The organism is Roseateles sp. AC306, assembly GCF_979253795.1.
This window is the reverse complement of sequence record NZ_CEEDEB010000003.1, coordinates 235,091-257,721: the sequence shown is the minus strand read 5'-3', so window position 1 is coordinate 257,721 and position 22,631 is coordinate 235,091. Positions and strand designations below refer to the sequence as shown.

20 protein-coding genes and 1 other RNA gene are annotated in these 22,631 nt (G+C 67.3%); 8 read left to right on the top strand and 13 right to left on the bottom strand.

The window, feature by feature from the left end:
• The first annotated feature begins 66 nt into the window (after positions 1–66).
• Together AC0IZJ_RS09310 and AC0IZJ_RS09305 are read left to right on the top strand one after the other, a co-directional pair.
• Positions 67–2,475 (top strand): endo-1,4-beta-xylanase, encoded by a 2,409-nt coding sequence (locus AC0IZJ_RS09310; protein WP_471848888.1) that lies wholly within the window; start codon positions 67–69, stop codon positions 2,473–2,475.
• Between the two features lie 24 nt (positions 2,476–2,499).
• On the top strand, positions 2,500–3,069 hold the full coding sequence (locus AC0IZJ_RS09305; RefSeq protein ID WP_471848886.1) for a PEP-CTERM sorting domain-containing protein: 570 nt from the start codon (positions 2,500–2,502) through the stop codon (positions 3,067–3,069).
• Here AC0IZJ_RS09305 and AC0IZJ_RS09300 read toward each other — a convergent pair.
• The 3 genes from AC0IZJ_RS09300 to rnpB form a co-directional block, all read right to left on the bottom strand.
• On the bottom strand, positions 3,044–4,255 hold the full coding sequence (locus AC0IZJ_RS09300) for a multidrug effflux MFS transporter (protein WP_471848884.1): 1,212 nt from the start codon (positions 4,253–4,255) through the stop codon (positions 3,044–3,046). The two genes, AC0IZJ_RS09305 and AC0IZJ_RS09300, sit on opposite strands and share 26 nt — an antisense overlap.
• Positions 4,256–4,337: 82 nt before the next feature.
• Positions 4,338–5,921: a methyl-accepting chemotaxis protein gene (locus AC0IZJ_RS09295; protein ID WP_471848882.1), complete on the bottom strand. Its 1,584-nt coding sequence runs from the start codon at positions 5,919–5,921 to the stop codon at positions 4,338–4,340.
• A 323-nt stretch (positions 5,922–6,244) separates the two neighbouring features.
• Positions 6,245–6,617: RNase P RNA component class A (rnpB, locus tag AC0IZJ_RS09290), an RNA gene on the bottom strand.
• Positions 6,618–6,679: 62 nt separating this feature from the next.
• Here rnpB and AC0IZJ_RS09285 point away from each other — a divergent pair.
• Both AC0IZJ_RS09285 and cysK read left to right on the top strand, forming a co-directional pair.
• Entirely contained in the window at positions 6,680–7,750 is a 1,071-nt protein-coding gene (locus AC0IZJ_RS09285) for a flavodoxin family protein (RefSeq protein WP_471848880.1), read from the top strand.
• Positions 7,751–7,785: 35 nt separating this feature from the next.
• Positions 7,786–8,706: a cysteine synthase A gene (gene cysK / locus AC0IZJ_RS09280; protein WP_471848878.1), complete on the top strand. Its 921-nt coding sequence runs from the start codon at positions 7,786–7,788 to the stop codon at positions 8,704–8,706.
• A gap of 12 nt (positions 8,707–8,718) precedes the next feature.
• On the opposite strand, the gene AC0IZJ_RS09275 is transcribed toward cysK, so the two are convergent.
• From AC0IZJ_RS09275 to pyrC, 4 genes are all read right to left on the bottom strand, one after another.
• Entirely contained in the window at positions 8,719–9,738 is a 1,020-nt protein-coding gene (locus AC0IZJ_RS09275) for an FHA domain-containing protein (RefSeq protein WP_471848876.1), read from the bottom strand.
• On the bottom strand, positions 9,711–11,084 hold the full coding sequence (locus tag AC0IZJ_RS09270; protein ID WP_471848874.1) for a S1 family peptidase: 1,374 nt from the start codon (positions 11,082–11,084) through the stop codon (positions 9,711–9,713). The genes AC0IZJ_RS09275 and AC0IZJ_RS09270 overlap by 28 nt, the downstream gene beginning before the upstream one ends.
• 125 nt (positions 11,085–11,209) lie before the next feature.
• On the bottom strand, positions 11,210–12,094 hold the full coding sequence (locus AC0IZJ_RS09265; protein WP_471848872.1) for an NYN domain-containing protein: 885 nt from the start codon (positions 12,092–12,094) through the stop codon (positions 11,210–11,212).
• On the bottom strand, positions 12,094–13,125 hold the full coding sequence (gene pyrC / locus AC0IZJ_RS09260; RefSeq protein ID WP_471848870.1) for a dihydroorotase: 1,032 nt from the start codon (positions 13,123–13,125) through the stop codon (positions 12,094–12,096). The genes AC0IZJ_RS09265 and pyrC overlap by 1 nt, the downstream gene beginning before the upstream one ends.
• 100 nt (positions 13,126–13,225) lie before the next feature.
• Between pyrC and AC0IZJ_RS09255 the strand changes: the two genes are divergently transcribed.
• Positions 13,226–14,107 (top strand): DUF4394 domain-containing protein, encoded by an 882-nt coding sequence (locus AC0IZJ_RS09255; RefSeq protein ID WP_471848868.1) that lies wholly within the window; start codon positions 13,226–13,228, stop codon positions 14,105–14,107.
• A 60-nt stretch (positions 14,108–14,167) separates the two neighbouring features.
• On the opposite strand, the gene AC0IZJ_RS09250 is transcribed toward AC0IZJ_RS09255, so the two are convergent.
• The 5 genes from AC0IZJ_RS09250 to AC0IZJ_RS09230 all read right to left on the bottom strand — a co-directional run bounded on the left by AC0IZJ_RS09250 (position 14,168) and on the right by AC0IZJ_RS09230 (position 18,339).
• Positions 14,168–14,902: an amino acid ABC transporter ATP-binding protein gene (locus AC0IZJ_RS09250; protein ID WP_471848866.1), complete on the bottom strand. Its 735-nt coding sequence runs from the start codon at positions 14,900–14,902 to the stop codon at positions 14,168–14,170.
• 18 nt (positions 14,903–14,920) lie between these two features.
• Complete coding sequence (locus tag AC0IZJ_RS09245) at positions 14,921–15,586, bottom strand: amino acid ABC transporter permease (RefSeq protein ID WP_471848864.1); 666 nt, start codon at positions 15,584–15,586, stop codon at positions 14,921–14,923.
• Positions 15,586–16,329 carry an amino acid ABC transporter permease gene (locus tag AC0IZJ_RS09240; RefSeq protein WP_471848862.1) on the bottom strand — a complete coding sequence of 248 codons (744 nt, stop codon included), beginning with the start codon at positions 16,327–16,329 and terminating at the stop codon, positions 15,586–15,588. The genes AC0IZJ_RS09245 and AC0IZJ_RS09240 overlap by 1 nt, the downstream gene beginning before the upstream one ends.
• A 94-nt stretch (positions 16,330–16,423) precedes the next feature.
• Positions 16,424–17,314, bottom strand: coding sequence for an amino acid ABC transporter substrate-binding protein (locus AC0IZJ_RS09235; RefSeq protein ID WP_471848860.1), 891 nt, complete (start codon positions 17,312–17,314; stop codon positions 16,424–16,426).
• A 107-nt stretch (positions 17,315–17,421) separates the two neighbouring features.
• Positions 17,422–18,339: a LysR substrate-binding domain-containing protein gene (locus AC0IZJ_RS09230; RefSeq protein WP_471849309.1), complete on the bottom strand. Its 918-nt coding sequence runs from the start codon at positions 18,337–18,339 to the stop codon at positions 17,422–17,424.
• 156 nt (positions 18,340–18,495) lie between these two features.
• Here AC0IZJ_RS09230 and AC0IZJ_RS09225 point away from each other — a divergent pair, with 156 nt between their 5' ends.
• Positions 18,496–19,140 carry a hypothetical protein gene (locus AC0IZJ_RS09225; protein ID WP_471848858.1) on the top strand — a complete coding sequence of 215 codons (645 nt, stop codon included), beginning with the start codon at positions 18,496–18,498 and terminating at the stop codon, positions 19,138–19,140.
• A gap of 62 nt (positions 19,141–19,202) precedes the next feature.
• Here the strand turns inward: AC0IZJ_RS09225 and AC0IZJ_RS09220 are convergent, their stop codons facing one another.
• The gene (locus tag AC0IZJ_RS09220; protein WP_471848856.1) at positions 19,203–19,802 is read right to left on the bottom strand and encodes a YdeI/OmpD-associated family protein; all 600 of its coding nucleotides are present in this window, start codon (positions 19,800–19,802) and stop codon (positions 19,203–19,205) included.
• A 100-nt stretch (positions 19,803–19,902) separates the two neighbouring features.
• Between AC0IZJ_RS09220 and AC0IZJ_RS09215 the strand changes: the two genes are divergently transcribed.
• Both AC0IZJ_RS09215 and AC0IZJ_RS09210 read left to right on the top strand, forming a co-directional pair.
• On the top strand, positions 19,903–21,213 hold the full coding sequence (locus AC0IZJ_RS09215; protein WP_471848854.1) for an MFS transporter: 1,311 nt from the start codon (positions 19,903–19,905) through the stop codon (positions 21,211–21,213).
• 144 nt (positions 21,214–21,357) lie between these two features.
• Entirely contained in the window at positions 21,358–22,566 is a 1,209-nt protein-coding gene (locus tag AC0IZJ_RS09210; RefSeq protein ID WP_471848852.1) for a hypothetical protein, read from the top strand.
• Positions 22,567–22,631: the final 65 nt, after the last annotated feature.

Genomic DNA, 22,631 nt, shown 5'->3' with positions numbered 1-22,631 from the left:
CAGTCACAACGAATCACCAGACCGCCGGCCTCGACGCTGCGGTCGAACCACAAGAAGGATGGAGACATGCTCGGCTTGATCAAGTCATGGCGCGCTGCGGGCGCGCTGCTCATCGGCCTCAGTGGCCTCTGCGGCTTTGCCGCTCAGGCCCAGGTGGTTCAGTCAACCTGGGAAGACGGCACGGCGCAGGGCTGGAGCCCGTTCGGCAACGTCACGCTGACCAACAGCACGGCCGCCGCCCGAACGGGTTCGCGAAGCCTGCTGACCACCGGGCGCACGGCGGGCTACATGGGCCCGAGCCTGAACCTCACGAACAGGCTGGCACCGGGGTCTTCCTATGTGATCACGGCCTGGGTGCGCCTGGCAGCCGGCACGCCGGCGACCCAGGTCAAACTGTCCATGCAGCGCACGGCGGGTGGCTCCACCAGCTACGACAGCGTCGCCTCCAGCACGGCCACAGGCGTCACCGATGGCGCCTGGACCGAGATCACCGGCCTCTACGCCCTGCCTGAGCCGGCGCCGAGCAGCCTCGTGCTCTACATCGAATCAAGCAGCGCGACGGCATCCTTCCACGTCGACGATGCCTTGGTCACCCTGGTCTCGGGCACACCCGGCCTGCCGCCCAACACGACCGGCCTGTCGTCCACCTTCGAGGGCAGCACCCAGGGCTGGTTCGGCCGCGGCGCCACCGTTGCCACCACGTCCGAGAGCGCCCACGGCGGCAGCCAGTCGCTGCTGGCCACCAGCCGCCAGGGCACCTGGGCGGGCCCGGCCTACGACGTCACCAACGTGATGTTCAACGGCTCGACCTACAAGGTCAGCGCCTGGGCCAAGCTGCCCGCCAGCGCCGGCGCGGCGACCTCGCAGGTCAAGATCAGCCTGCAGCGCGACGCCGGCTCGATCACGACCTATCACACGGTCATCAACAGCACGGCCGTCGGCTCGTCCGCCTGGGTGCGCCTCAACGGCACCTATTCGGTCGCCGCGGCCAATACCAAGCTGACGCTCTATGTCGAGTCGGCCGACACCAACCCCATCCTCATCGACGACGTGCAGGTCAGCTACGTGCCGCCGCCCAGCATCGAGACGGGCCTGCCCTCGGTGGCGCAGAGCCAGCTGGCCTACTTCCCCGTTGGCACCATCCTCTACGGCGCCGGCATCAGCGGCGTGCAGGCCGACCTCGTCACCAAGCACTTCAACAGCGTGGTGGCCGAGAACGACATGAAGTGGAGCGCCCTCCAGGCCCAGCCAGGCGTGTTCACGTACGCCAATGCCGACGCCCAGGTCGCTTTCGCCAAGGCCAAGGGCCTGAAGCTGCGCGGCCACACGCTGGCCTGGCATGAGCAGGTGCCGGCCTGGGTCTTCCAGGACGCCAACGGCCAGCCGCTGACACCGTCGCCGGCGTCCAAGGCCCTGGTGCTGCAACGCGAGGTGGACCACATCACGAATGTGCTCAACCACTTCGCACCCAGCGTCGCCAGCTTCTACGCCTGGGACGTGGCCAACGAGGTCATCGACGCCTCGCAGGCTGATTGCATGCGCAAGAGCCCCTGGTATCTGCTGACCGGCACCGACTTCATCGACACCGCCTTCCGCACCGCCCGCGCGCTGCTGCCGGCCCACGTCAAGCTCTACTACAACGACTACAGCACGACGGATGCGCCCAAGCTCGCCTGCATCCACAAGCTGGTGGCCGGCCTGAAGGCGCGCGGCGTGCCCATCGACGGCGTCGGCCACCAGATGCATATCTCGCTGGGCTACCCCTCGCCGGCCGCTGTCGGCAACATGGTGCGCTCGCTGGCCACAGCCTTCCCCGGCCTGTCGCAGCAGGTCACCGAGATGGACATCAAGGTCAGCGACAACGGCCCGTTCTACGCCACGTATGAGGACATCCCGGCGTCGGTCCATGCCCAGCTTGGCTACGCCTGGCGCAACTACTTCAACACCTTCCGCCAGCTCAACGGCCTCATCGACTCGGTCACCATCTGGGGCCAGGCCGACAACCACACCTGGCTGACCACAGGCTCGCGGGCCGAGGCGCCCGTGCTGTTCGACCAGTCCCTCAAGGCCAAGCCGGCCTACTGGGGCATCGTCGACGCCTCGCAGCTGCCGGGTGCCAACCTGAGCGGCAGCATCGCCAGCAAGGCCGGCACGGCGGACGCGCGCGTGTGGAAATTGAGCTTCAGCAACGCCGGCCCGGGCACGGCATACGGCGTGCGCCTGGCCGGCTTCACGCTGCGCCAGACCGGTGGCGCGGCCTGCACGCCCGTCGTCAGGACCAGCCTGCCCGTCAACCTGGGCGACATCGCGGCCGGCACCACGGCCAGCACCGGCGTCACCATCGACTTCACCGGCTGCGCGGCCCTGGCCGCCTTCGCGGTGGACGCGCCCTTCAACGCCGCCAACGGCTGGCACGGCGACCCCGCCAAGGGCTCCCCCGCGCTGACCATCAGCCGCAGCAACCAGTTCCGCTGAAGCCAACCCGACCCCAAGAACATCATGAAAAACAACTTCAAACTGATCTGCGCGGCTGCGGCCACGCTGCTCGCCACCGCTGCCCACGCGGCCGTGCTCACCCTGTCGCCCGCGGCCATCAGTGCCTATCCGGGCGAGACGACCGGCTGGGGCTTCTCGCTGTTCAACGACGACGCCGACAACTACCTGCTCGTCACTGGCAGCGAGTTCACGCTGGCCGCGCCCTCTGCTTTCGGCAGCTACGCCGACCTGCTCGGCACGCGCGCCGACTGGGTCATCCTGGCGCCGATGGCCACGCTGACAGAGGCCTATGACGCGCTGCTGCGCACCGGCATCGGCGAATTCAGCTTCGCGCCCTCGGCCGACGGCCGGCTGAGCGGTGAGGTGCTGCTGCACTACGCGTTGTTCTCGGCAGACCCGAACGGCATCGGCTTCGACCCCGATCAAAGCCTCGTCGACCCTGACGCCTCGGCATCCGCCCGCGCCAGCGCCACGGCCCTGCCCGAGCCCGGCACTTGGTCGCTGATCGGCATTGCAGGCCTGCTGGCGCTGCGCAGCCGCCGAAAGATCAGGTCGGCGCGATCGACCGCCTGACGCCGTACCAGGCCAGCAATCCCACCAGCATCATCCCGGCCGAAGCCACGGCCAGGGCGATGGTGGAGTGCATGACCAGCGGCACCACCACGCCGGCCACCAGGCCGTTGGCCGCCGAGCCTATGCAGGCCTGCAGCGACGAGGCCATGCCACGCCGCTCGGGCACCTGGTCCAGCACCAGCAGCGTGACGACCGGCACCATCAGCGCCCAGCCGAACGAGAACAGCCCGATCAACGGCAACGCCCACCAGGCGCTCAGCGGCACGAACAGGTTGCAGGCGACGTTGACCACCGACACCGCCACCATGATGCGGAAGCCCCGCATGATCTGGCGCTGCGGCGACATCTTGCCCGCCAACCGGCCACTGAACGCCGCGCCCACCATGATGCCGCCGATGGTGCACAGGAAGAACCAGAAGAACTGCGTCGGCGCGAAGTGCAGGTGCTCACCCAGGAACACCGGCGTGGCCAGCACGTAAAGGAACATGCCGTTGAACGGGATGCCGCTGGCCAGCACCAGCATCAGGAACTTGGGGCTGCTGCACAGCCGCCGGTACTCGCGCATCAGCGCCGGCACATTGAAGGGCTGCACCATGTCCGCGTGCAGCGTCTCGGGCAGCAGGCGCCAGTTGGCGACGAACAGCACCGCGCCGACGAAGGTCAGGAACCAGAAGATCGAGTGCCAGTCGGCGTGCACGAACAGGAAGCCGCCGACCATGGGCGCGATGGCCGGCGCGACGCCGAAGAACAGCGTCACCTGAGACATGACACGCTGGGCGTCTGCCGGCGGGAACATGTCGCGGATGATGGCCCGCGACACGACGATGCCGGCGCCGGCCGACATGCCCTGCACCGTGCGCCAGAAGACGAGCTGGCCGACGGAGCCGGCGAGCGCACAGCCGACGCTGGCCGCGGTGAACGCCGCCAGGCCGATCAGCACGACGGGCCGGCGCCCGAAGCAGTCCGACAGCGCGCCGTGGAAGAGGTTCATGACGGCGAAGCCGAACAGATAGGCCGACAGCGTCTGCTGCATCTGCACCGGCGTCGCATCCAGCGCCGCCGCGATGCCGGCAAACGCCGGCAGATACGTGTCGATGGAGAAGGGGCCGATCATCCCCAAACCGGCCAACAGCACGGACAGGGCCCAGCGGGGCGCGCGCCAGAGGCGGCTGGCTTCAGGATTCATCGGGGGCAGTCGGTAGACGAGCGGGCAGCCACTGGGTTGCGGCAGCTGGCCAGTGTATCGACCGGTCTCCCGGCAGGGCGCCTCAGGCCACGAAACCCCTGCGCGGCTGGGCCGTCTTGAACTGCGCGATGACGTCCAGCAGCCCGGCCGCCTGCTGCTGCAGGCTCTCGGCCGCCGCCGCGCTCTGCTCGACGAGGGCGGCGTTCTGCTGCGTGCCCTGGTCGATGGACGCGACCGACTGGTTGACCTGGCCGATGCCGCTGCTCTGCTCGTTGGCCGAGGCGTTGATCTCGGCCATCAGGTCCGTCATGCGGCTGACCTGACTGACGATGTCGCCCATGGTCGCGCCGGCCTCGCCGACGAGCTGGCTGCCGGCCGCCACCTTCTCGACGCTGGCGCCGATCAGGCTCTTGATCTCGCGCGCCGCCTGGGCGCTGCGCTGGGCCAGCGCCCGCACCTCGCCGGCCACGACCGCGAAGCCGCGCCCCTGCTCGCCGGCCCGCGCCGCCTCGACGGCCGCGTTCAGCGCCAGGATGTTGGTCTGAAAGGCAATGCCGTCGATGGTGCCGATGATGTCGGCGATCCTGCGGCTGGAGTCGCTGATCTCGCCCATGGTCGTGACGACGCGCTGCACCACATCGCCGCCGCGGCCGGCCACCTCGGTGGCCGCGCTGGCGAGCTGGCTGGCCTGGCGCGAACTCTCGGCCGTCTGCTGCACGGTCGACGTCATCTGCTGCATGGACGCCGCCGTCTCCTGCAAGGCGCTGGCCTGCTGCTCGGTGCGGCTGGACAGATCCTGGTTGCCGCTGGCGATCTCCTGCGAGGCCGTGGCAATGCTGTCGGCCGACTGGCGCACGCGGCCCACCATGTCGACGAGGCCGTCGTTCATGCGCTTGAGCGCAGTCAGCAACTGGCCGGTCTCGTCGTTGCTGTCGATGACGATGTCGGAACTCAGGTCGCCCGAGGCCACCGCCTCGGCCAGGTTCACGGCGCGCTGCAGCGGCCTCGTGACGGCGTTGCTCAAGGTCCAGCCCAGCAGCACGGCGGCAGCCACCGCGACGGCGCAGACCAGCAGCAGCACGATGCGGTCACTGCCGTAACCCTGCTCCGCCAGCTGCACGCGCTCACGGCCCTGCTGCTCCTCATTGGTGATGAATTCGTTGGTCGACTTCAACAGCGCAGCCAGCAGCGGTCGGCATTCCTTGTTCATCTTGGCGATGGCCTCTTCGCGCTTGCCGGCCAGCGCCATGCCGACGATGGCCTCCGCCACCGGGCCGTACTGGGCCTCGATTCGCTCGATCTCTGCGAACACGGCCTTGTCCCGCTCCGTCAGGTCCGTCGCTTTCGCCATGGCGGCCTTGAGCGTGGCCAATGATTTCTGCGTGTCTTCGTGAGCCTTCGCGACCGCTGCCTTTTCGAGCTCCCGGTCGGCTTGCTCGGTGACCAGCACCAGGTTGCGTGCCGCAATCGCACGCCGTGTGGCAAAGCCGCGCAGCTCGGTCGCCAGTCGCTCGCGATGGCCGACGCTGGTCAGGTAGTCGGCAAAGCGGTCATTCGACCGGCTCAATGAGTTGAGCGCCAGACCGGAGACCAGCAGCACGACGGCCGCCAGCAATGCAAAACCAAGCATCAGCTTGGATCGCAGGCGCAGATTCTTCAAATTCATGACAGCTTCCCTGGTTGGCCCAACGCAGTGCGACATCACGATCGCAGCTCTGGAGCTCATTCAATCTCGGCGATGCCTCGGCCAATCTCAAGCACGCCCGCAGCAGGTGGCGTGACTTAGGGCCGCAATGGTCGACAAGCCGTCGCAGGGCGGCCGCCGGAGTCCACGCGTCACCTCCGGAGCACCGCCGTTGGCGCCGGGCGCAACTGCCGGGTCTTTGCCCGGTCAACCCGAATGTCGGCGCAACGGCGCTTTTGCGCCAGGGCGCTAACGTCACGTCAACGTGAAATCCAGCGCATGTCGCCTGGCTGAAATGCAAAAAAGAGTGAAGCAAGCCGATAGGCCGGATTCTGTGCACCGCCCTCACCTTGCGGTTTGTGCGATGTGACCGCCATTCCTCTGGGCCGGGCATCACTGCCCGGCTCGGTGCCACCTACCCGCCAGCTCTGCGAGCCGCATCAACGCTGGCCTACTTGGTGTTGCTGCGCGTAGAGATTGCCCGTTGCACCCAACCCCGCAGGCTGCGCCTGCGGTCCCGCAAGGCTTGCGCCCTGCACGTTTGGTTGACTCGTCTCTGTTGCTCTGATCCTCGGCTTTCGCCGGGCAGCCGTTAGCTGCTACGCCGCTCTATGCAGTCCGGACCTTCCTCCAGGGCCATGTTTCCATGGTTGCCCCAGCGACGGTCTGGCTTGCTTCACGGGCGGCATTATCGCTGCGGGCATCCGGCTTGCCTGAAGGCCGCCAACGAGGAGCCGGCAATGACTTCACCCGTAAGAACAGGCCAGGCACGGACGATGGAGCGACAGGAGTTCGGCGAGCACTTCCGCCAGCGCTTCGTCGACCCCGCGTTTGATGCCGAACGCGATGCGCTGAATCGGCTGGAGCAGATCGCCTGGGAGGCCTTCCACGAGGGCCGCAAGGCGCCGATCACCGTCAAGGCCGGGGCCGGCTTCGCCGACCCTGACTACGACCTTTCAAGCGAGTGGCGAGACACGCATCTGCGTCTGAAGCAATGCCAGGCGCAGTGGGCCGACGCATCAACGCCGTCGCGCGTGCTCATCATCAACGCCTCGCCGCGCAACGACGGCACCTGCCCAGGCGAGATGTCAAAGACATGGCGCATGACGCAGATGGCCCGCACCACCTGCGAAGCCGAAGGGATGACGGTGGACGTGCTGGACCTGAGTCGTCTCACATCCGACTACGACCGCCACATCCACCCCTGCAAGGGCTGCGTGTCCACCGCCATGCCGCTGTGCCACTGGCCCTGCAGCTGCTACCCCAACCATGCGAGTGGCCAGACGAACGACTGGATGGCCGAGATCTACGAACAGTGGGTGCGCGCCCACGGCGTGCTGTTGCTGACGCCGGTGCATTGGTACCAGGTCACCAGCCCCTTGAAGCTGATGATGGACCGCCTCGTCTGCGCCGATGGCGGCAACCCGGACCCGACGTCCACCCAAGGCAAGAAGGCCGAGATGGCGCGCGCAATTGAGCTGAAGGGCTGGAGCTACCCGCAGCACCTGGCCGGACGCGTCTACGGCGTCGTCGTGCACGGCGACGTGGCGGGCATCGAGGGCACGCGGCGCGCGCTGTCGGACTGGCTGGACTGGATGGGCCTGCTGGACGCCGGCTTCGGCGCCCGGCTGGACCGCTACATCGGCTACTACGAGCCCTATGCCACCAGCCATGAAGCACTCGACAAGGACACCGATGTCCAGCAGGAGGTGCGGCGCGCCGCCCGCGCGGTGGCCATCGGCATCGGGCGGATGCGCGACGGCCTGCTGAAGCCGGGCGACGCGGGCCTGCCCGAACCCCGCAAGAAATAGGCACACTGGGCGGCAACGAACCACCGGAGCCCCTGATGAAAGCCGCCAGCATCCTCGACACCATCGGCAACACGCCCCACATCCGCCTGCAGCGCCTGTTTGCGGGCCATGAGGTCTGGGTCAAGTCCGAGCGCAGCAACCCGGGCGGATCGATCAAGGACCGCATCGCGCTGGCCATGATCGAGGACGCCGAGGCGCAGGGACTGCTCAAACCCGGCGGCACCATCGTCGAGCCAACCTCCGGCAACACCGGCGTCGGCCTGGCGATGGTGGCAGCGGTGAAGGGCTACAAGCTCATCCTCGTCATGCCCGACAGCATGAGCGTGGAGCGCCGGCGCCTGATGCTGGCCTATGGCGCGAGCTTTGACCTGACGCCGCGCGAGAAGGGCATGAAGGGCGCCATCGCCCGCGCCCGCGAGCTGCTGGAGCAGCACCCTGGCTCCTGGATGCCGCAGCAGTTCGAGAACGGCGCCAACCCGGCCGTGCATGCGAAGACGACGGCGCAGGAGATCCTGCGCGACTTTCCCGATGGCCTGGACGCGCTGATCACGGGCGTGGGCACCGGCGGCCACATCACCGGCTGCGCGCAGGTGCTGAAGGCCGCGTGGCCGCAGCTCAAGGTCTATGCGGTGGAGCCGACCGCGTCGCCGGTCATCAGCGGCGGCCAGCCCAGCCCGCACCCCATCCAGGGCATCGGCGCGGGCTTCATCCCGGCGGTGCTGGACACGGCGGCGCTGGACGGCGTCATCCTCGTCGAGGCCGAGGCGGCGCGTGAGTACGCTCGCCGCAGCGCCCGCGAGGAAGGGCTGCTCGTGGGCATCTCCAGCGGCGCGACGCTGGCAGCCATCGCGCAGAAACTGCCCGAGCTGGCCGCCAACGCCCGTGTGCTCGGCTTCAACTACGACACGGGCGAGCGCTACCTGTCCGTCGACGGCTTCCTGCCCCAGGCCGCCTGAGGCAGCTGAGGCCTACTCGCCAGCCTCTTCCGCGTCGGCACCCTCGTTGTCCTTGCGGGCCTGCCTCGCGAGTTCGGCCTTCAGCGGCTTCAGCGCCTCGATGAGGTCTTCCGGCGGCTTGGGCGACGCCAGGCGCAGCGCCGGGGGCGGCAGGCTGGCCAGATAGGGCGGGCCGAAGACGTGCTGCTGCTCCTGGCGGCCGCCAATCTGCAGGCCCAGGCCCAGCAACACCAGGGCGGCGATGCCGATGTTCAGCGTGCGCCGTGCACCCGGCCAGACGAGGCGGGCATGCCAGGCGATCAGCGCCGCGCTGGCCAGCGGCAGGGCCAGGCCGTCGAGTGCCAGCAATCTCGGCAATGACAGCGAATAGGCCACGGCGGGCAGCGCCCAATCCAGCAGCTGCAGCGCGACGGTGACCAGCAGCACGCGGCGCAGATGGGTCGTGAACGGGAAGCGGTGCTGGAAGATCTGGCTCGCCAGCGACCACAGCCCCGCCCAGCCGAGCACGAAGGCCAGCGGCCCAAGCAGCGGGGCAGCGTAGTCCACCCAGCGCGCATCAGGGTCGGATTCGCTCCAGCGGTCCACCCACTGGAAGAACAGCATGGCGAGGATCAGCGCCGGCAGCAGCGCCCAGTGGCGCACCGGGTGCACGACGAGGGTCTGCTCGGGCGCGAGTTCATCGGCGCTGGTGCGCAGGCGAAGCGAGCAGCCGGCGAGCTGGAAGGCGCCCCCGGCGGGCAGCAACGCCTCTTCGCCGGCGCCGAGTCGTTTGCCGTCAACCGCGCCACCGTTGCGCGTGTCCAGCAGTTTCAGCACCGTGCGGCCATCGGCACTGGCGTGCAGCTCGGCATGCTGGGCGGCGACGTGGGCGTCGTCGAGCACGATGTCGCAGGCCGGCGAGCGGCCGATGCGCACCGGCCAATGCGACACGCGCTGCACGAGGGCAACGCGGCCGTCGCGGCCCAGCAGCTCGACGACGGCGGCGACTGGCGTGGCGGTGGGCATCACTTGGCCTTCGAGCTGTTCGTCCACGCGAAGCCCTCCAGGTAATGCGCCGCGAGCTTGAGCGCGTTGTCGAAGCTGACGCCACGGGCGTCGAAGCGGCCCAGGGCGCCCTGCGTGGAAGCGTCCACCGTCGTCACGAGGACGCTGAGGTCGTGCAGGCCGTCCAGCTTGCGGTAGGCGCGCAGGCAGACGACGGCGCGCAGCGGCAGGCCGTTGCGGTCGACGAACTGCTCCTTGCAATGGGCCGCAGTGCGCGATTTGTCCGAGCCACCCAGCCGTTCGTTGCGGAAGCTCTTGGAGTACTGGCGCGCGAAGCGCAGCGCGCCGAGCTTGGTGCCGTCGTAGGCCTCGTGGGACATGTCCAGCCAGCCGGTCTGCAGATTGCCGCCGACGAAGAGGGCGTGGTCCATGCGGCATTGCGAGCGCTCGTACTCCAGGCCTTTGGTGTCGGCCGCCGTGCTGCTGCCCCAGCAGCGCATGAAGTCCTGCCTGGGTACCGGCAGGCGGTAGCGGGCGTGGTTGGCGCTCTCCCAGGGCAGGGCCAGGAAGCGGGTGACGAGCTCGTCCTGGTAGCGCGTGAGCTGGTCGCGCAGCCGGCTCCAGGCCGCGGTGCGGATGGGCTTGGCGGCGAGGCTGCGCTTGACGATGGCCTCCGCGAACTGGCCCGGCACGAGGAAGCTGACCTGTTGCGCGAACAGCATCGTCGACACGTTGACACCGACGACCAGGCCGTCTTCGTCCAGCACAGGGCCGCCGCTCATGCCGGGGTTGATGCCAGCGGCGTAGTAGATGAGCGGGTCGAAGCTGCGTTCCACCAGGCCGTTGTAGTTGCCCTCGACGACGGCGAAGGCGACGTCGTGCGGGTTGCCCATCGAGTAGATGCGCTCGCCCTTGGCCAGCGGCTGGGTCTGCGGCCGGAACGCGAGCGCGCCGCGGCCCTTCAGGCCAGCGCCCTTGCCGTCGTCCACGGCGCGCAGCAGCGCCAGGTCACGGCGGGCGTCGAAGTCCAGCAGCTCCAGCGCGCCGCTCTGGCCGTCGGTCGTCGCGTAGCGCAGCCGGTAGCTGTCGGGCTCGAGCGCGAACTGGCTGATCACGTGGTAGTTGGTGACGACATGGCCGTCGTCGCTGACGAGAAATCCCGAGCCGACCGAAGCCTGGCTGTCCTGCGTCTTGAGCAGCGTGCGGATCTGCAGCAGCTGGCCCTTGCTGCGCTCGTACAGGCGCCGGGCGCTGGCCGAGACGGTCGCCGGCGCGGCCGGCTGTGCCTGTGCCTGTGCCGCACTCGCAGGCGCCGAGGCGGGCGGCGGCGGTACGGATTGCGCGCCGGCCACACAGGCCAAGCCAGCGACGGCGAGGCCCAACAAGGGCTTCAAACAGAACTTCATCAACAAACGGCACCTCCCGGGGTGGGCGCCGATGCTAGCCGCTTTGGGCGCCACGCCCGGTCGTCAGCCCCGGAGCCCGTGTGAACCAATCGCCGGCGCACAGCCGGTCGCACTCACCCGTGCCCGAAACGCACCTGGTTCGGCGTCTTCTCGGGCTGCATCTGGAAGGCCTGCGGATGCTTGCGGAACAGCTTGGTCGACGGCGCCGTCTTGGGCAGCAGGCCGGCTTCCTTGAGCGCCTTGGCGGCGGCGCCGAGGTCGTGCCACTGGCCATCGGCCAGCTTGGGCAGCAGGGCCAGGATGGCGTTGATCTCCCTGGCGGCTGCCACGTTGGCGTCGACCGGTGCCGGCGGGGTGGCAGCGCGCTTCGGCGCAGGCGCGGGTTTCGGCACCGGTGCCGGCACGGCCGCCGGCAGTGGGCTCGGCGCCGGGGTTGCGATTGGCGTTGGCGTCGGAGCCGCACTCACAGTCGCCTTAGGCACCGGAGCTGCGGCCTTGGCTGGCACAGCCTTCCTCGCAGCGGTCCGTGCGGGCCGGGCGGCCTTGCGCGCCGGCTCGCGCTTGGCAGTCGAAGACCTGCCGCTGTCATGGGCCAGTTCGTTGAACTGGTCGTAGATCTGGATGACGCCGTCGCCCGTCTTGCCCTGCTGGCCAAAGCCGCGCAGCCAGGCGCCCTTCTCGCGCAACCTCAGCACCAGCGGCGCGAAGTCGCTGTCAGACGACACCAGCACGATGACGTCGGGCTTCTCGGTGATGGCCAGGTCCATCGCGTCGACGGCCATGGCGATGTCGGTCGAGTTCTTGCCGATGGCCAGGTTGACGATGGCGCGCAGGCCCAGGCGCTTCAGGAAGCCCTGGTGGTTCTGCGCCTGCTCGGCATTGCAGTAGGCGCGGCGGATGTGGACGGCTTCGTAGTCCTTGAAGGCCATCTGCAGGGCCTGTTCGATGACGTCGGTGGCGACGTTGTCGAAGTCGACGAGGAAGGCAACTTTCTTCATCAGATCAGTTTCCAGTTCAAAGTTTCGCCGCCGCGCAGGGGCTTGAGTTGTGCCTCGCCGAAGGGCACGGCGCTGGGCAGTGTCCAGGGCTCGCGCTTGAGCGTGACGGTGCCGGTGTTGCGCGGCAGGCCGTAGAAGTCAGGGCCGTGGTGGCCGGCAAAGGCGTCCAGCTTGTCCAGCGCGCCGATGCCCTCGAAGGCATCGGCATAAAGCTCCAGCGCCGAGATGGCCGTGAAGCAGCCGGCGCCGCAGACCGAGTTCTCCTTCAGCTGGGCGGCGTGCGGGGCGCTGTCGGTACCCAGGAAGAACTTGGGGCTGCCCGACGCGACGGCCTTCAGCAGCGCCTGGCGATGCTCCTCGCGCTTGAGCACAGGCAGGCAGTAGTAGTGAGGTCGCAGCCCGCCGGTGAAGATGGCGTTGCGGTTGTAGAGCAGATGCTGCGGCGTGATGGTGGCGGCGGTGAAGCGGTCGGCGGCGGTCACGTACTGCGCGGCCTCCTTGGTCGTGATGTGCTCGAACACCACCTTCAGCTCGGGCATGGCCGCGCGCAGCGGCTGCATGACACGCTCGACGAACACGGCCTCGCGGTCGAAGACGTCGATGTCGCCGTCGGTCACCTCGCCGTGCACCAGCAGCAGCAGGCCCTCGCGCTGCATGGCCTCCAGCGTCGCGTAGGTCTTGCGGATGTCGGTGACGCCGGCATCGCTGTTGGTCGTGGCGCCGGCCGGATACAGCTTGAGCGCGACGACGCCAGCATCCCGGGCGCGCTTGATCTCGTCGACCGGCGTGTTGTCGGTGAGATAGAGCGTCATCAGCGGCTGGAAGTCCAGGCCCTCGGGAAGGGCGGCCAGGATGCGCTCGCGGTAGGCCACGGCCTGTGCAGCGGTCGTCACCGGCGGGCGCAGGTTGGGCATGACGATGGCCCGCGCGAACTGGCGCGCCGTGTAGGGCAGGACGCTGGCCAGCGCGGCTTCGTCGCGCAGGTGCAGATGCCAGTCGTCCGGCCGGGTGAGGGTGAGGATGTCGGTCATGGGGCGCGATTGTCGTTCGCTCCATGGCTGAGCAGGGTCATGCATCCACGCGCCGGGGTCGGCGCGTATAAGGCGACCGCCCCCAACCCCTGGAGATGCCATGGTCCGCTCTGCCCTCACGCTCGCCACCACCGCCGCCGCTGCCGCACTGCTTGCTGCCTGCGCTACCGAACCGACCGAACCCATGGGCCCGCTGGCCAAGGAGACGATCTACGCGGTGACGACGACGAACCAGCTCGTGCAGTTCAACGCGGGCCAGCCGCAGAAGACGCTGTCCACCAGGGCGCTGACGGGTCTGGCCGCCGGCGACACCTTGCTGGGCATCGACTACCGCGTCGCCAAGGGCCAGCTCTTCGGCCTGGGCGCCAGCGGCCAGCTCTACCGCATCGACACGAAAACCGGGGCTGCCAGCGCCATCGGCACGGCCGTCGCCCTGCCCAAGGAGGGCGCAAACGAATGGGGCGTCGACTTCAACCCCACCGTGGACCGCATCCGCGTCGTCAACGATGCCGGCTTCAATCTGCGCCTGCACCCTGATACCGGTGCCCTCGTCGACGGCAACGCCAACGAGCCGGGCGTGCAGTTCGACGGCCGCCTGGCCTATGACGCGGCTGACGTGAACGCCGGCAAGTCTGCCGCCGTCGTCGCGGCCGGCTACACCTACAACAAGGAGAACGAAAAGATCACGACCAACTACGCGCTGGACGGCCGCCAGGGCGTGCTGGTGCACCAGGGAACCAAGGAAGGGGTGCAGCCGCCCGTGTCGCCGAACACCGGCCGGTTGTGGACGGTGGGTTCCCTCGGCATCGGTTCGTTCGAAAAGGCCACGCTGGACATCTCGGACGTGTCCAACGCGGCCTATTCGGCTATCACCACCGGCGGCAAGTCGGTCTGGTATCGCGTCGACCTCGCCTCGGGCAAGGCGACACGCATCGGTGCCGTCGCGGCCGGTGCAGTGGTCGGTGCAGCCATCGAGCCCTGAGCACGCACTCTGAAACGAAAACGGCGGCCTGGTGGCCGCCGTTTTCCATTGCTGCCGCGCTCAGTGCTGCAGGATCTTGGCGAGGAAATCCTTGGCCCGCGGCGACCGGTCTTCCGGCTTGTTGAAGAAGTCCGAACTGCTGCAGTCCTCGATGATCTTGCCCGCATCCATGAAGATGACGCGGTTGCTGACGCGCTTGGCGAAGCCCATCTCGTGCGTCACGCACATCATGGTCATGCCCTCTTGCGCCAGCTGCACCATCACGTCCAGCACTTCGCCGACCATCTCGGGGTCCAGCGCCGAGGTCGGCTCGTCGAACAGCATGACGATGGGGTCCATCGACAGCGCCCGAGCGATGGCCACGCGCTGCTGCTGGCCGCCGGACAGCTGACCGGGGAACTTGTCCTTGTGGACCGTCAGGCCCACGCGATCCAGCATCTTCAGGCCGCGGGTCTTGGCGTCTTCCGCCGAGCGGCCAAGCACCTTGATTTGGGCGATGGTCAGGTTCTCGGTCACCGACAGATGCGGAAAGAGTTCGAAGTGCTGGAACACCATGCCCACGCGCGAACGCAGCTTGGGCAGGTTGGTCTTGGGGTCGGCGATGGAGATGCCGTCGACGACGATGTCTCCCTTCTGGAAGGGCTCCAGCGCGTTGACGGTCTTGATCAGCGTCGACTTGCCCGAGCCCGAGGGCCCGCAGACGACGACGACTTCGCCCTTCTTGATGGTGGTCGTGCAGTCGGTCAGCACCTGGAAGGCGCCGTACCACTTGGAGATGTTCTTGATGTCGATCATGGCGTGATGCTCGCGTGCTCAGCGAATGATGGCGATCTTCTTCTGCAGCCTGCGCACCAATTGCGACAGCCCGAAGCAGATGACGAAATAGACGACGGCGGCGACCAGGTAGGTTTCAACCGGGCGGTTGAAGTTCTTGCCCGCGACCTCGAAGCCTTTCAGCAGGTCGTACTCGCCGACCGCGTAGACCAGCGAGGTGTCCTGGAACAGGATGATGGTCTGCGTCAGCAGCACCGGCAGCATGTTGCGGAAGGCCTGCGGCAGCACGACGAGCTTCATCGTCTGGCCGTAGGTCATGCCGACGGCATAGCCGGCATTGACCTGACCCTTGGACACCGACTGGATGCCGGCGCGCATGATTTCGGAGAAGTAGGTCGCCTCGAACAGTGTGAAGGTGATGAAGGCCGACATCTGCCCGCCCAGCGGCCCGAGCAGCTTGGGGATGAGCAGGAAGAACCACAGGATCACCATCACCAGCGGGATGGAGCGCAGCGTGTCGACGTAGAGCGCCGCCGGCACCGACAGCCAGCGGTGGCTGGACAGTCGCATCATCGCCAGCAGCGTGCCGAGGATGATGCCGCCGACCATGGACACCAACGTCAGCTGGATGGAGAACCAGAAACCCTTGGCGACGAAGCTCTGGATGACGGCCCAATTCAGGAAGGAGTAGTCGAGATTGAGCATCACTTGGCTCCTGCCTGGCCAGGGATGCGCACACGCGCCTCGATGAACTTGGCGATGCGGTTGATCGCAAACGCCGAGATGAAATAGAGCGCCGTGACCGGGATGAAGATCTCCTCAAAACGAGACGTTTCCTCGGAGGCCTGCTGCGCGAACTGCGCCAACTCCGGGATGCTGACCGCGAAGGCCACCGCCGAGTTCTTGACGATGTTCATGCTCTCGCTCGTCAGCGGCGGGATGACGATGCGGAACGCCATCGGCAGCAGCACGAAACGGTAGGTCTGCGGCAGCGTCATGCCGACGGCCTGGCCGGCATAGCGCTGGCCGGTCGGCAGAGTCTTGATGCCGGCCTTCACTTGCTCGCCGATGCGCGCGCTGGTGAAGAAGCCCAACGCGAAGACGATCAGCACCGACGGCGACACGGCCTCGCGCAAGGACGGGAACAGCGACGGCAGCACGTGGTACCAGAGGAAGACCTGCACCAGCAGCGGGATGTTGCGGAACAACTCCGTCCACGCTTCGCCGAAGCGGACCAGCCATTTGTTCGGCGCGGTTCGGATGATGCCGATCAGGGAACCGACAACGAGCGCCAGCACCAGGGCCAGCAGGGAGACGCTCAGCGTCCAGCCCCAGGCGCCCAACATCCATTGCAGATAAGTCTGCTCTTGTCCCCCGGGGCCGAAGCAGCCGGCGACGGCCTCTCCGGTGGCGGTGTCATTGCAGTAGAACTGCCAGTCCCAACTCATGGCCTCTCCTCAGCGCTTCGTTATGGTTCTATGGAGAACAAAGCAAAGCGGGTGCCAAGCACCCGCTTTGCGGTGGTTCAGGTCAACGGGCGAATCACTTCTTCGCGGCGTAGTCTTCCATCGGCTTGTCGTTGGGGTTGTCCCAGGCGTTCTTGGTCGCGGGGGACAGCGGCAGGCCGATCTTGGTGTTGGTCGGCGGGATGGGCTGCATGAACCACTTGTCGTAGGTCTTGGCCAGCTCGCCGGACTTGATCTGCGCCTTGATGCTGTCGTCCAGCGCCTTCTTGAAGGCCGGGTCGTCCTTGCGGATCATGATGGCGATGGGCTCGACGTTCAGCACCTCGCCGACGATCTTGAAGTCCGCCGGGTTCTTGGAGGTGGCGATGTTCTTGGCGAGGATGGAGCCGTCCATCACGAAGGCATCGGCGCGGCCCGAGTCCAGCAGCAGGAAGCTGTCGGCGTGGTCCTTGCCGTAGACCTCCTTGAAGTCGACGTTGGTGGCGCGCTCGTTCTTGCGCAGCGTCTGCACCGAGGTGGTGCCGGTCGTCGTGGCTACTGTCTTGCCGTTGAGCTGACCGATCGCGGTGATGCCCGAGCTGGCCTTCACGGCGATGCGCACTTCCTCGACATAGGTCGTCACGCCGAAAGCCACGTCCTTCTGGCGCGCGGCGTTGTTCGTCGTCGAGCCGCATTCCAGGTCGATCGTGCCGTTGACCGTCAGCGGAATGCGGTTGGCTGACGTGACAGGCTGGTACTTGGTTTCAAGCTTGCGGCCCAGTTGCTTTTCCAGGTCGGCGATGAAACGGGTGCAGACATCGATGTGATAGCCGACGTACTTGCCGTCACCGATGGTGTACGAGAGGCCCGAGGACTCGCGAACACCCATCGTGATGACGCCGCTGTCCTTGATCTTCTTCAGCGTGTCTTCGGCATGCACGGCGGTAGCGCCGGCCAGCAGGGCAGCGACGAGCAGAACTTTCTTCATGGAGACTCCAACAACAGGTAGTGAAATCGATAGCAGCCCTGAGCAGACCACGCCGCGCTCTCAGCCCGAATACGGGTTTTCACGATCCATGCAAAGCGGCAATGACCTCATGCCGCCGACGCAAGGTAGTCCCACAGCGCCTGCGCCGCCGGCTTCTGCCGGCGCGACGCCTCGGGCCGCTCGCGGTAGATGCGCAGTTCCATGCTGACGCTGAACGCCCCCGGCGCTGCAGCCGGCACCAGGCGGCCGCCCGCCAGTTCCTTCTGCACCGAGCTGGCCGGCAGGAAAGCCAGCCCATGCCCTTCGACCGCCATCGCCTTCAGGCCTTCGGCCATGTCGGTCTCGTAGATCGCATCCAGGTTCAGCGCGCAGTCGGCCTGCTTGACGATGAGCTCGACGATGCGGCCCAGGTAGGCGCCGGCGGCATAGCTCAGGAAGGGAATCTTCTGCCCCGGCCGCCCGGGCAGCCGGAACATCGGCTCGCCCTGGGCGTCTGCCCGGGCATAGGGCGAGAGGGTCTCGTTGCCGAGCGAGACCGTCTGGTAGCGCTCGGGGTCGAGCTGCAGAGGCTGGCTGGCGTGGTGGTAGACCAGCAGCAGGTCGCAATTGCCTTCGCTGAGCTGCAGCATCGCGTCATGCACGTTGGCCGCATTCAGGCGGCATTTGATGGCCCCGAAACCGCGGCGCAAGCTCATCAGCCAGTGCGGGAAGAAGCTGAAGGCCAGGGAATGGGGCACGGCGAACTCGATCATGTCCTGGTCGGCCGTCTGATGGCTGCGCAGCATGTTGCGCGTCGCCTGCAGATTGCCCAGCAGATCCACGGCCTGGGCCAGCAGCGTCGCGCCGGCGGCCGTCAGGCGGGTCGGGTAGGACGAGCGATCCACCAGGTCGACCCCGGCCCAGGCCTCCAGCGCCTGGATGCGGCGCGAAAACGCCGGCTGGGTCACATGACGCAACTGCGCGGAGCGGGAGAAGCTGCGCGTCTCGGCCAAGCTGACGAAGTCTTCAAGCCATTTGGTTTCCACCCAGGGCAGTGTAGCCACGGCGATAGCCCCCCCTAAGCCAGGCCCCCGAAGGCATTTGCCCCCTTAACTGAAGGGGCGCCGCACCGCGCAGGAAGGAAGGGCTTGTTTACAGTCCAGATCACAAACCCAACTCGAAATCCACAGACGGAGAACGCCATGCGCGCAACGAGCAAACTTTTGGCCCTGGCCTTGACGGCAGCGCTGCAACCGGCCGTCGCCGGCACCGTTCCGCTGACCTTTGAAGATTTCAAGGCCACCGAAGAAAACGAGGGCTATCTCCAGCTGACGGATCAATACATCAAGGACGGTATCGGATTCACCGGGGCCGCCTGGGCTCAAGTCACGTTGGCCGGCGGCTGCGGCGGTGAATCGAAGTTCGTCCCTCACGACGGCGGCTGCGTTGCCCTGGCATTGAACGGCGGCAACAGCCTCACGCTCAAATTCACGCAAGGCTTCATTGCTGGCACGTCGCTGTTTTACTCAACGCTCAATAGTCTCGCAGCGATCACTCTTTACTCGGGCGAAAACCTCACCGGAGAGTTGGCGTCCTTTGCCCTGCCACTGACAGGCTGCACCGGCGGTGCCCGCTTCTGCAATTGGGATTCGCTGAACATGAGCTTTTCTGGTGTCGCACGCTACATGGTCGTCACCGGTGTCGATCAGTCCCTGATGCTGGACGATTTCAGCTTCGTCCAGGCCGGGCCGACCCTGCCCGGCCGCCTGCCGGAACCCGCCAGCCTCGTGCTCGCCTTCAGCGCCCTCGGCGCACTGGGCTGGGCCCGCAAGCGCGCCGCTCGCTGAACCGAGCAGGTCTTTGCCTGTTGAAAACGACCGCCCCCGGCGGTCGTTTTTCATTGCGCGGGCTATTTCTTCTTCTGCGGATAGATGGTCTCGCCGCGCTTGAGCATCTCGACAAAGGTCTCGATCTTGCGCTGGCGACCGGCTGGCGTCTTCATGTTGTGGACGCGAAAGGCCAGCGCGAAGCGGTTCTGTTCGGTCAGCCCGGCGAGCATCTTGCGCGCCTTGGGCTCGGCATCGATGGCGGCCTGCAGGTCATCGGGAATCTTCATGCTCTTGCCGCTGCCATAGGCGCGCGCCCAGCGCCCGTCGGCCTTGGCGGCCTCGACTTCCCGCAGGCCGTGCGGCGTCATGCGGCCTTCTTTGATCAGCCGTTCGACATTGGCGATGTTGATCTGGCTCCAAATGCTGCGGCTGCGGCGTGGGGTGTAGCGCTGCAGGAAGCTGGTCTCGTCCAGCCCCTTGCGAATGCCGTCTATCCAGCCCCAGCACAGCACCACGTCTATGCCCTGCTTGGCCGTGATCGACGCCAGCCCCGAGCCGACCTTGTGGATCTTGACCCACACCTCGTCCCGCTGGTCATGATGCGCCGCCAGCCAGTCGTGGAAAGCCTGCTCGTCACGAAACTCGTGCACGCTGTCCGGGTTGATCACGGTCGGGGCCAAGGGCTTCCTTTCATGCGCAAAGAGGTCGGCGCCAGTCTACTCAGCCTGCGGTGCGCAAGAGCTGGCGGACTCTGCGCCTCAGGTTTTTAAACTCGCCTCGATGAATATCTCGGACGTCATACCGGGCACCCCTGCCCGCCTGCGCAACCAGCGCGACTACGTGCGCCTGCTCGGTGCCCGCGTGACGGGTGGCGCGGCCAACCAGATGCTGATGGTGGCGCTGGGCTGGCAGATGTATGACCTGACCGCCAGCGCCTGGGACCTGGGGCTGGTGGGCCTCGCGCAATTCCTGCCCGCGCTGCTGTTGACACTGCCGGCCGGCCACCTTGTCGACCAGCGCGACCGCCGCCTGCTGCTGGTCGCCAGCCTCAGCCTGCAGCTGCTGACGGCCGCCAGCCTGGCCTTCGCCAGCGCCGGTGGCTGGGTGGGGTCCAGCCTCATCCTGATGCTGTCCGTGCTGCTGGGCTGCGCCCGCGCGCTGCAGATGCCGGCCCAGCAGGCGCTGATGCCCTCGCTGGTGGCGCCGGCCCTGTTGCCGCGCGCCGTCGCCGCCGCCAGCTCGACCATGCAGGCCGCCATCATTGCCGGCCCGGCGCTGGGCGGCGCCCTCTACGCCCTCGGCCCCTTGGCGGCCGGCCGTATCGCGCACAGCACGTCGGCCAGCGCCGCCGCGCACTGGGGCGCAGCCATCGTCTACGGCGTGTCGATGCTGCTGCTGGCCGCCGCCGTCGCAGCCGTGCTGACCATCCGCCACCGTCCCGTGCAAGCACGTCGCGTGGCGCCCGGCCTGGCGCAATTGACCGCCGGCATCCGCTTCATCTGGCAGCGCCCCGTCGTGCTGGGCGCCATCTCGCTGGACCTGTTCGCCGTGCTGCTGGGCGGCGCAACGGCGCTGCTGCCCATCTTCGCGCGGGACATCCTGCATACGGGGCCCGAAGGCCTTGGGCTTTTACGCTCCGCGCCCGCACTGGGCGCCGTCGTCGTCGGCCTGTGGCTGGCCCGCCACCCGATCGCGCGCCGCGCCGGCCACTGGCTACTGGGCGCCGTGGCGGTGTTCGGCATGGCGATGATCGGCTTCGCGCTGACGACGTCCTTCCTGGTCGCCTTCATCGTGCTGGCCGTCAGCGGCGCGGCCGACATGGTCAGCGTCGTCATCCGCCAGTCGCTCGTGCAGCTGGAAACGCCGGATGACATGCGCGGCCGCGTCGGTGCCGTCAACTCGGTCTTCATCGGCGCGAGCAACCAGCTCGGCGAGTTCGAGTCCGGTGCCACGGCCGCGCTCATCGGCCCGGTGGGCTCGGTGCTGCTGGGCGGCGTCGGCGTGCTGGCCATCGTCGCGTTGTGGTGGCGGCTGTTCCCGGCGCTGGCCCAGCGTGACGGCCTGCAGCCGCCAGCGCCCGGATCGGCCTGACCACGCAGCCGGCCCAGGGGAATCCTCACCGCCAGCCGTCCTTCTTCTGCATGAAAACTCGCTGACGTGGGGCTATGAATCCAGCGTGCAGCGGCCTACTGTCCCGAGGCAACAAGCGCCCGCCACGGGCATATGGAGACAGCTATGGCCACCAGTCGCTACCCCGAAGCCCAGCTCATGATCGCCCGCGAGGAGCTCGTTGAGCATGCCCTCGTCGGCGTGCTCAAGAACGCGACGGCGGGCATTCCCGTGCTGCGGGACTGGGTGGCTGGCACCGTCCGCAAGACGCCGCTCCTCATCCACGACATCAACGGCCAACCGCTGTTCTACGACTTCGAGGTCGGCAAGACCGGCCAGGTCTTCGGCAATGTGCGCGTGGCGGCCAGCCAGGTGCTGGGCACGGGGGTCATCTCTTCCGAGATCGGCGAGCGCACCTGGAACTTCGACGGGGCAGTGAAGAAGCTCACGCCCATCGTCAAGCGCGAGTTCAGGGGCGCCAGGATCGCCGAGCCCAAACTGGTCTGCTACAGCTACCCCAAGCTCGGCGTGATGTTCGAGATGGACGGACCGCAAGGGCCTGCCCGGGCGATCTACGACGTGGCCTCCTTCGCCCGTGTGCCCGAGCGCAAGGACGACGGCCGCGAGGGCTTCCATGCCTGGTCGGTCTACGACGCCATTCCCGACGCCGAGCGCAGGCAGCGTGTCGCCCGTTTCAAGAAGATCGAGGCCGAGCGCGTCAGCATCAAGCCCGCGCTGCGCAAAGAGATCACCGCGGCCCGCGTGCTCACGCCGGTGGTGGGCAAGCTGGGCTGGACGGTGGCGCAGAACGTCACCCACCTGCTGGAGTTCTGCAACCACTACGGCCACACCCATGCGCGCTCGCACCACTGCTTCGCGCTGCATGGCCAGCAGGTCAACGACTACTGCTCCGTCGCCACCTGCCAGATGATTCTGTGTTTCTACCGCTACTACTACACGCAGGACCAGATCGCCCCGGCCCTGGGCTATACCGCCGGTGATGGCTGCCCCCGCGACGTCAGTGCCGGCTACAAGTCGCTGACCTGCAACCATCTAGATGCCAGCTTCGACGAAGACGCCACCTGGGAAAAGGCACGCGACCAGATCAACCTGCACCGGCCCTTCAAGAGCGGGATCAACGGACACGCACGCGCCTGCGCCGGCTACTCGCATGCACGCTGGTCCATCGCCGGCAGCACGACGGACAAAAAGCTCTACATCTACGACCCCTGGCCATGGAACGCCGACTACGCCCTCGGCGGCGCCATCACCTGGGAAGATTGGGACGCCGTGACCCACACCAACTATGTCTACGCCAACATCGACTGCGCCTGACGAGCCTGAAAAGCTTCGCCAGGCCGTCGCCAACGCTGTAGGCGCCGAACCTGTCGCCAGCGACC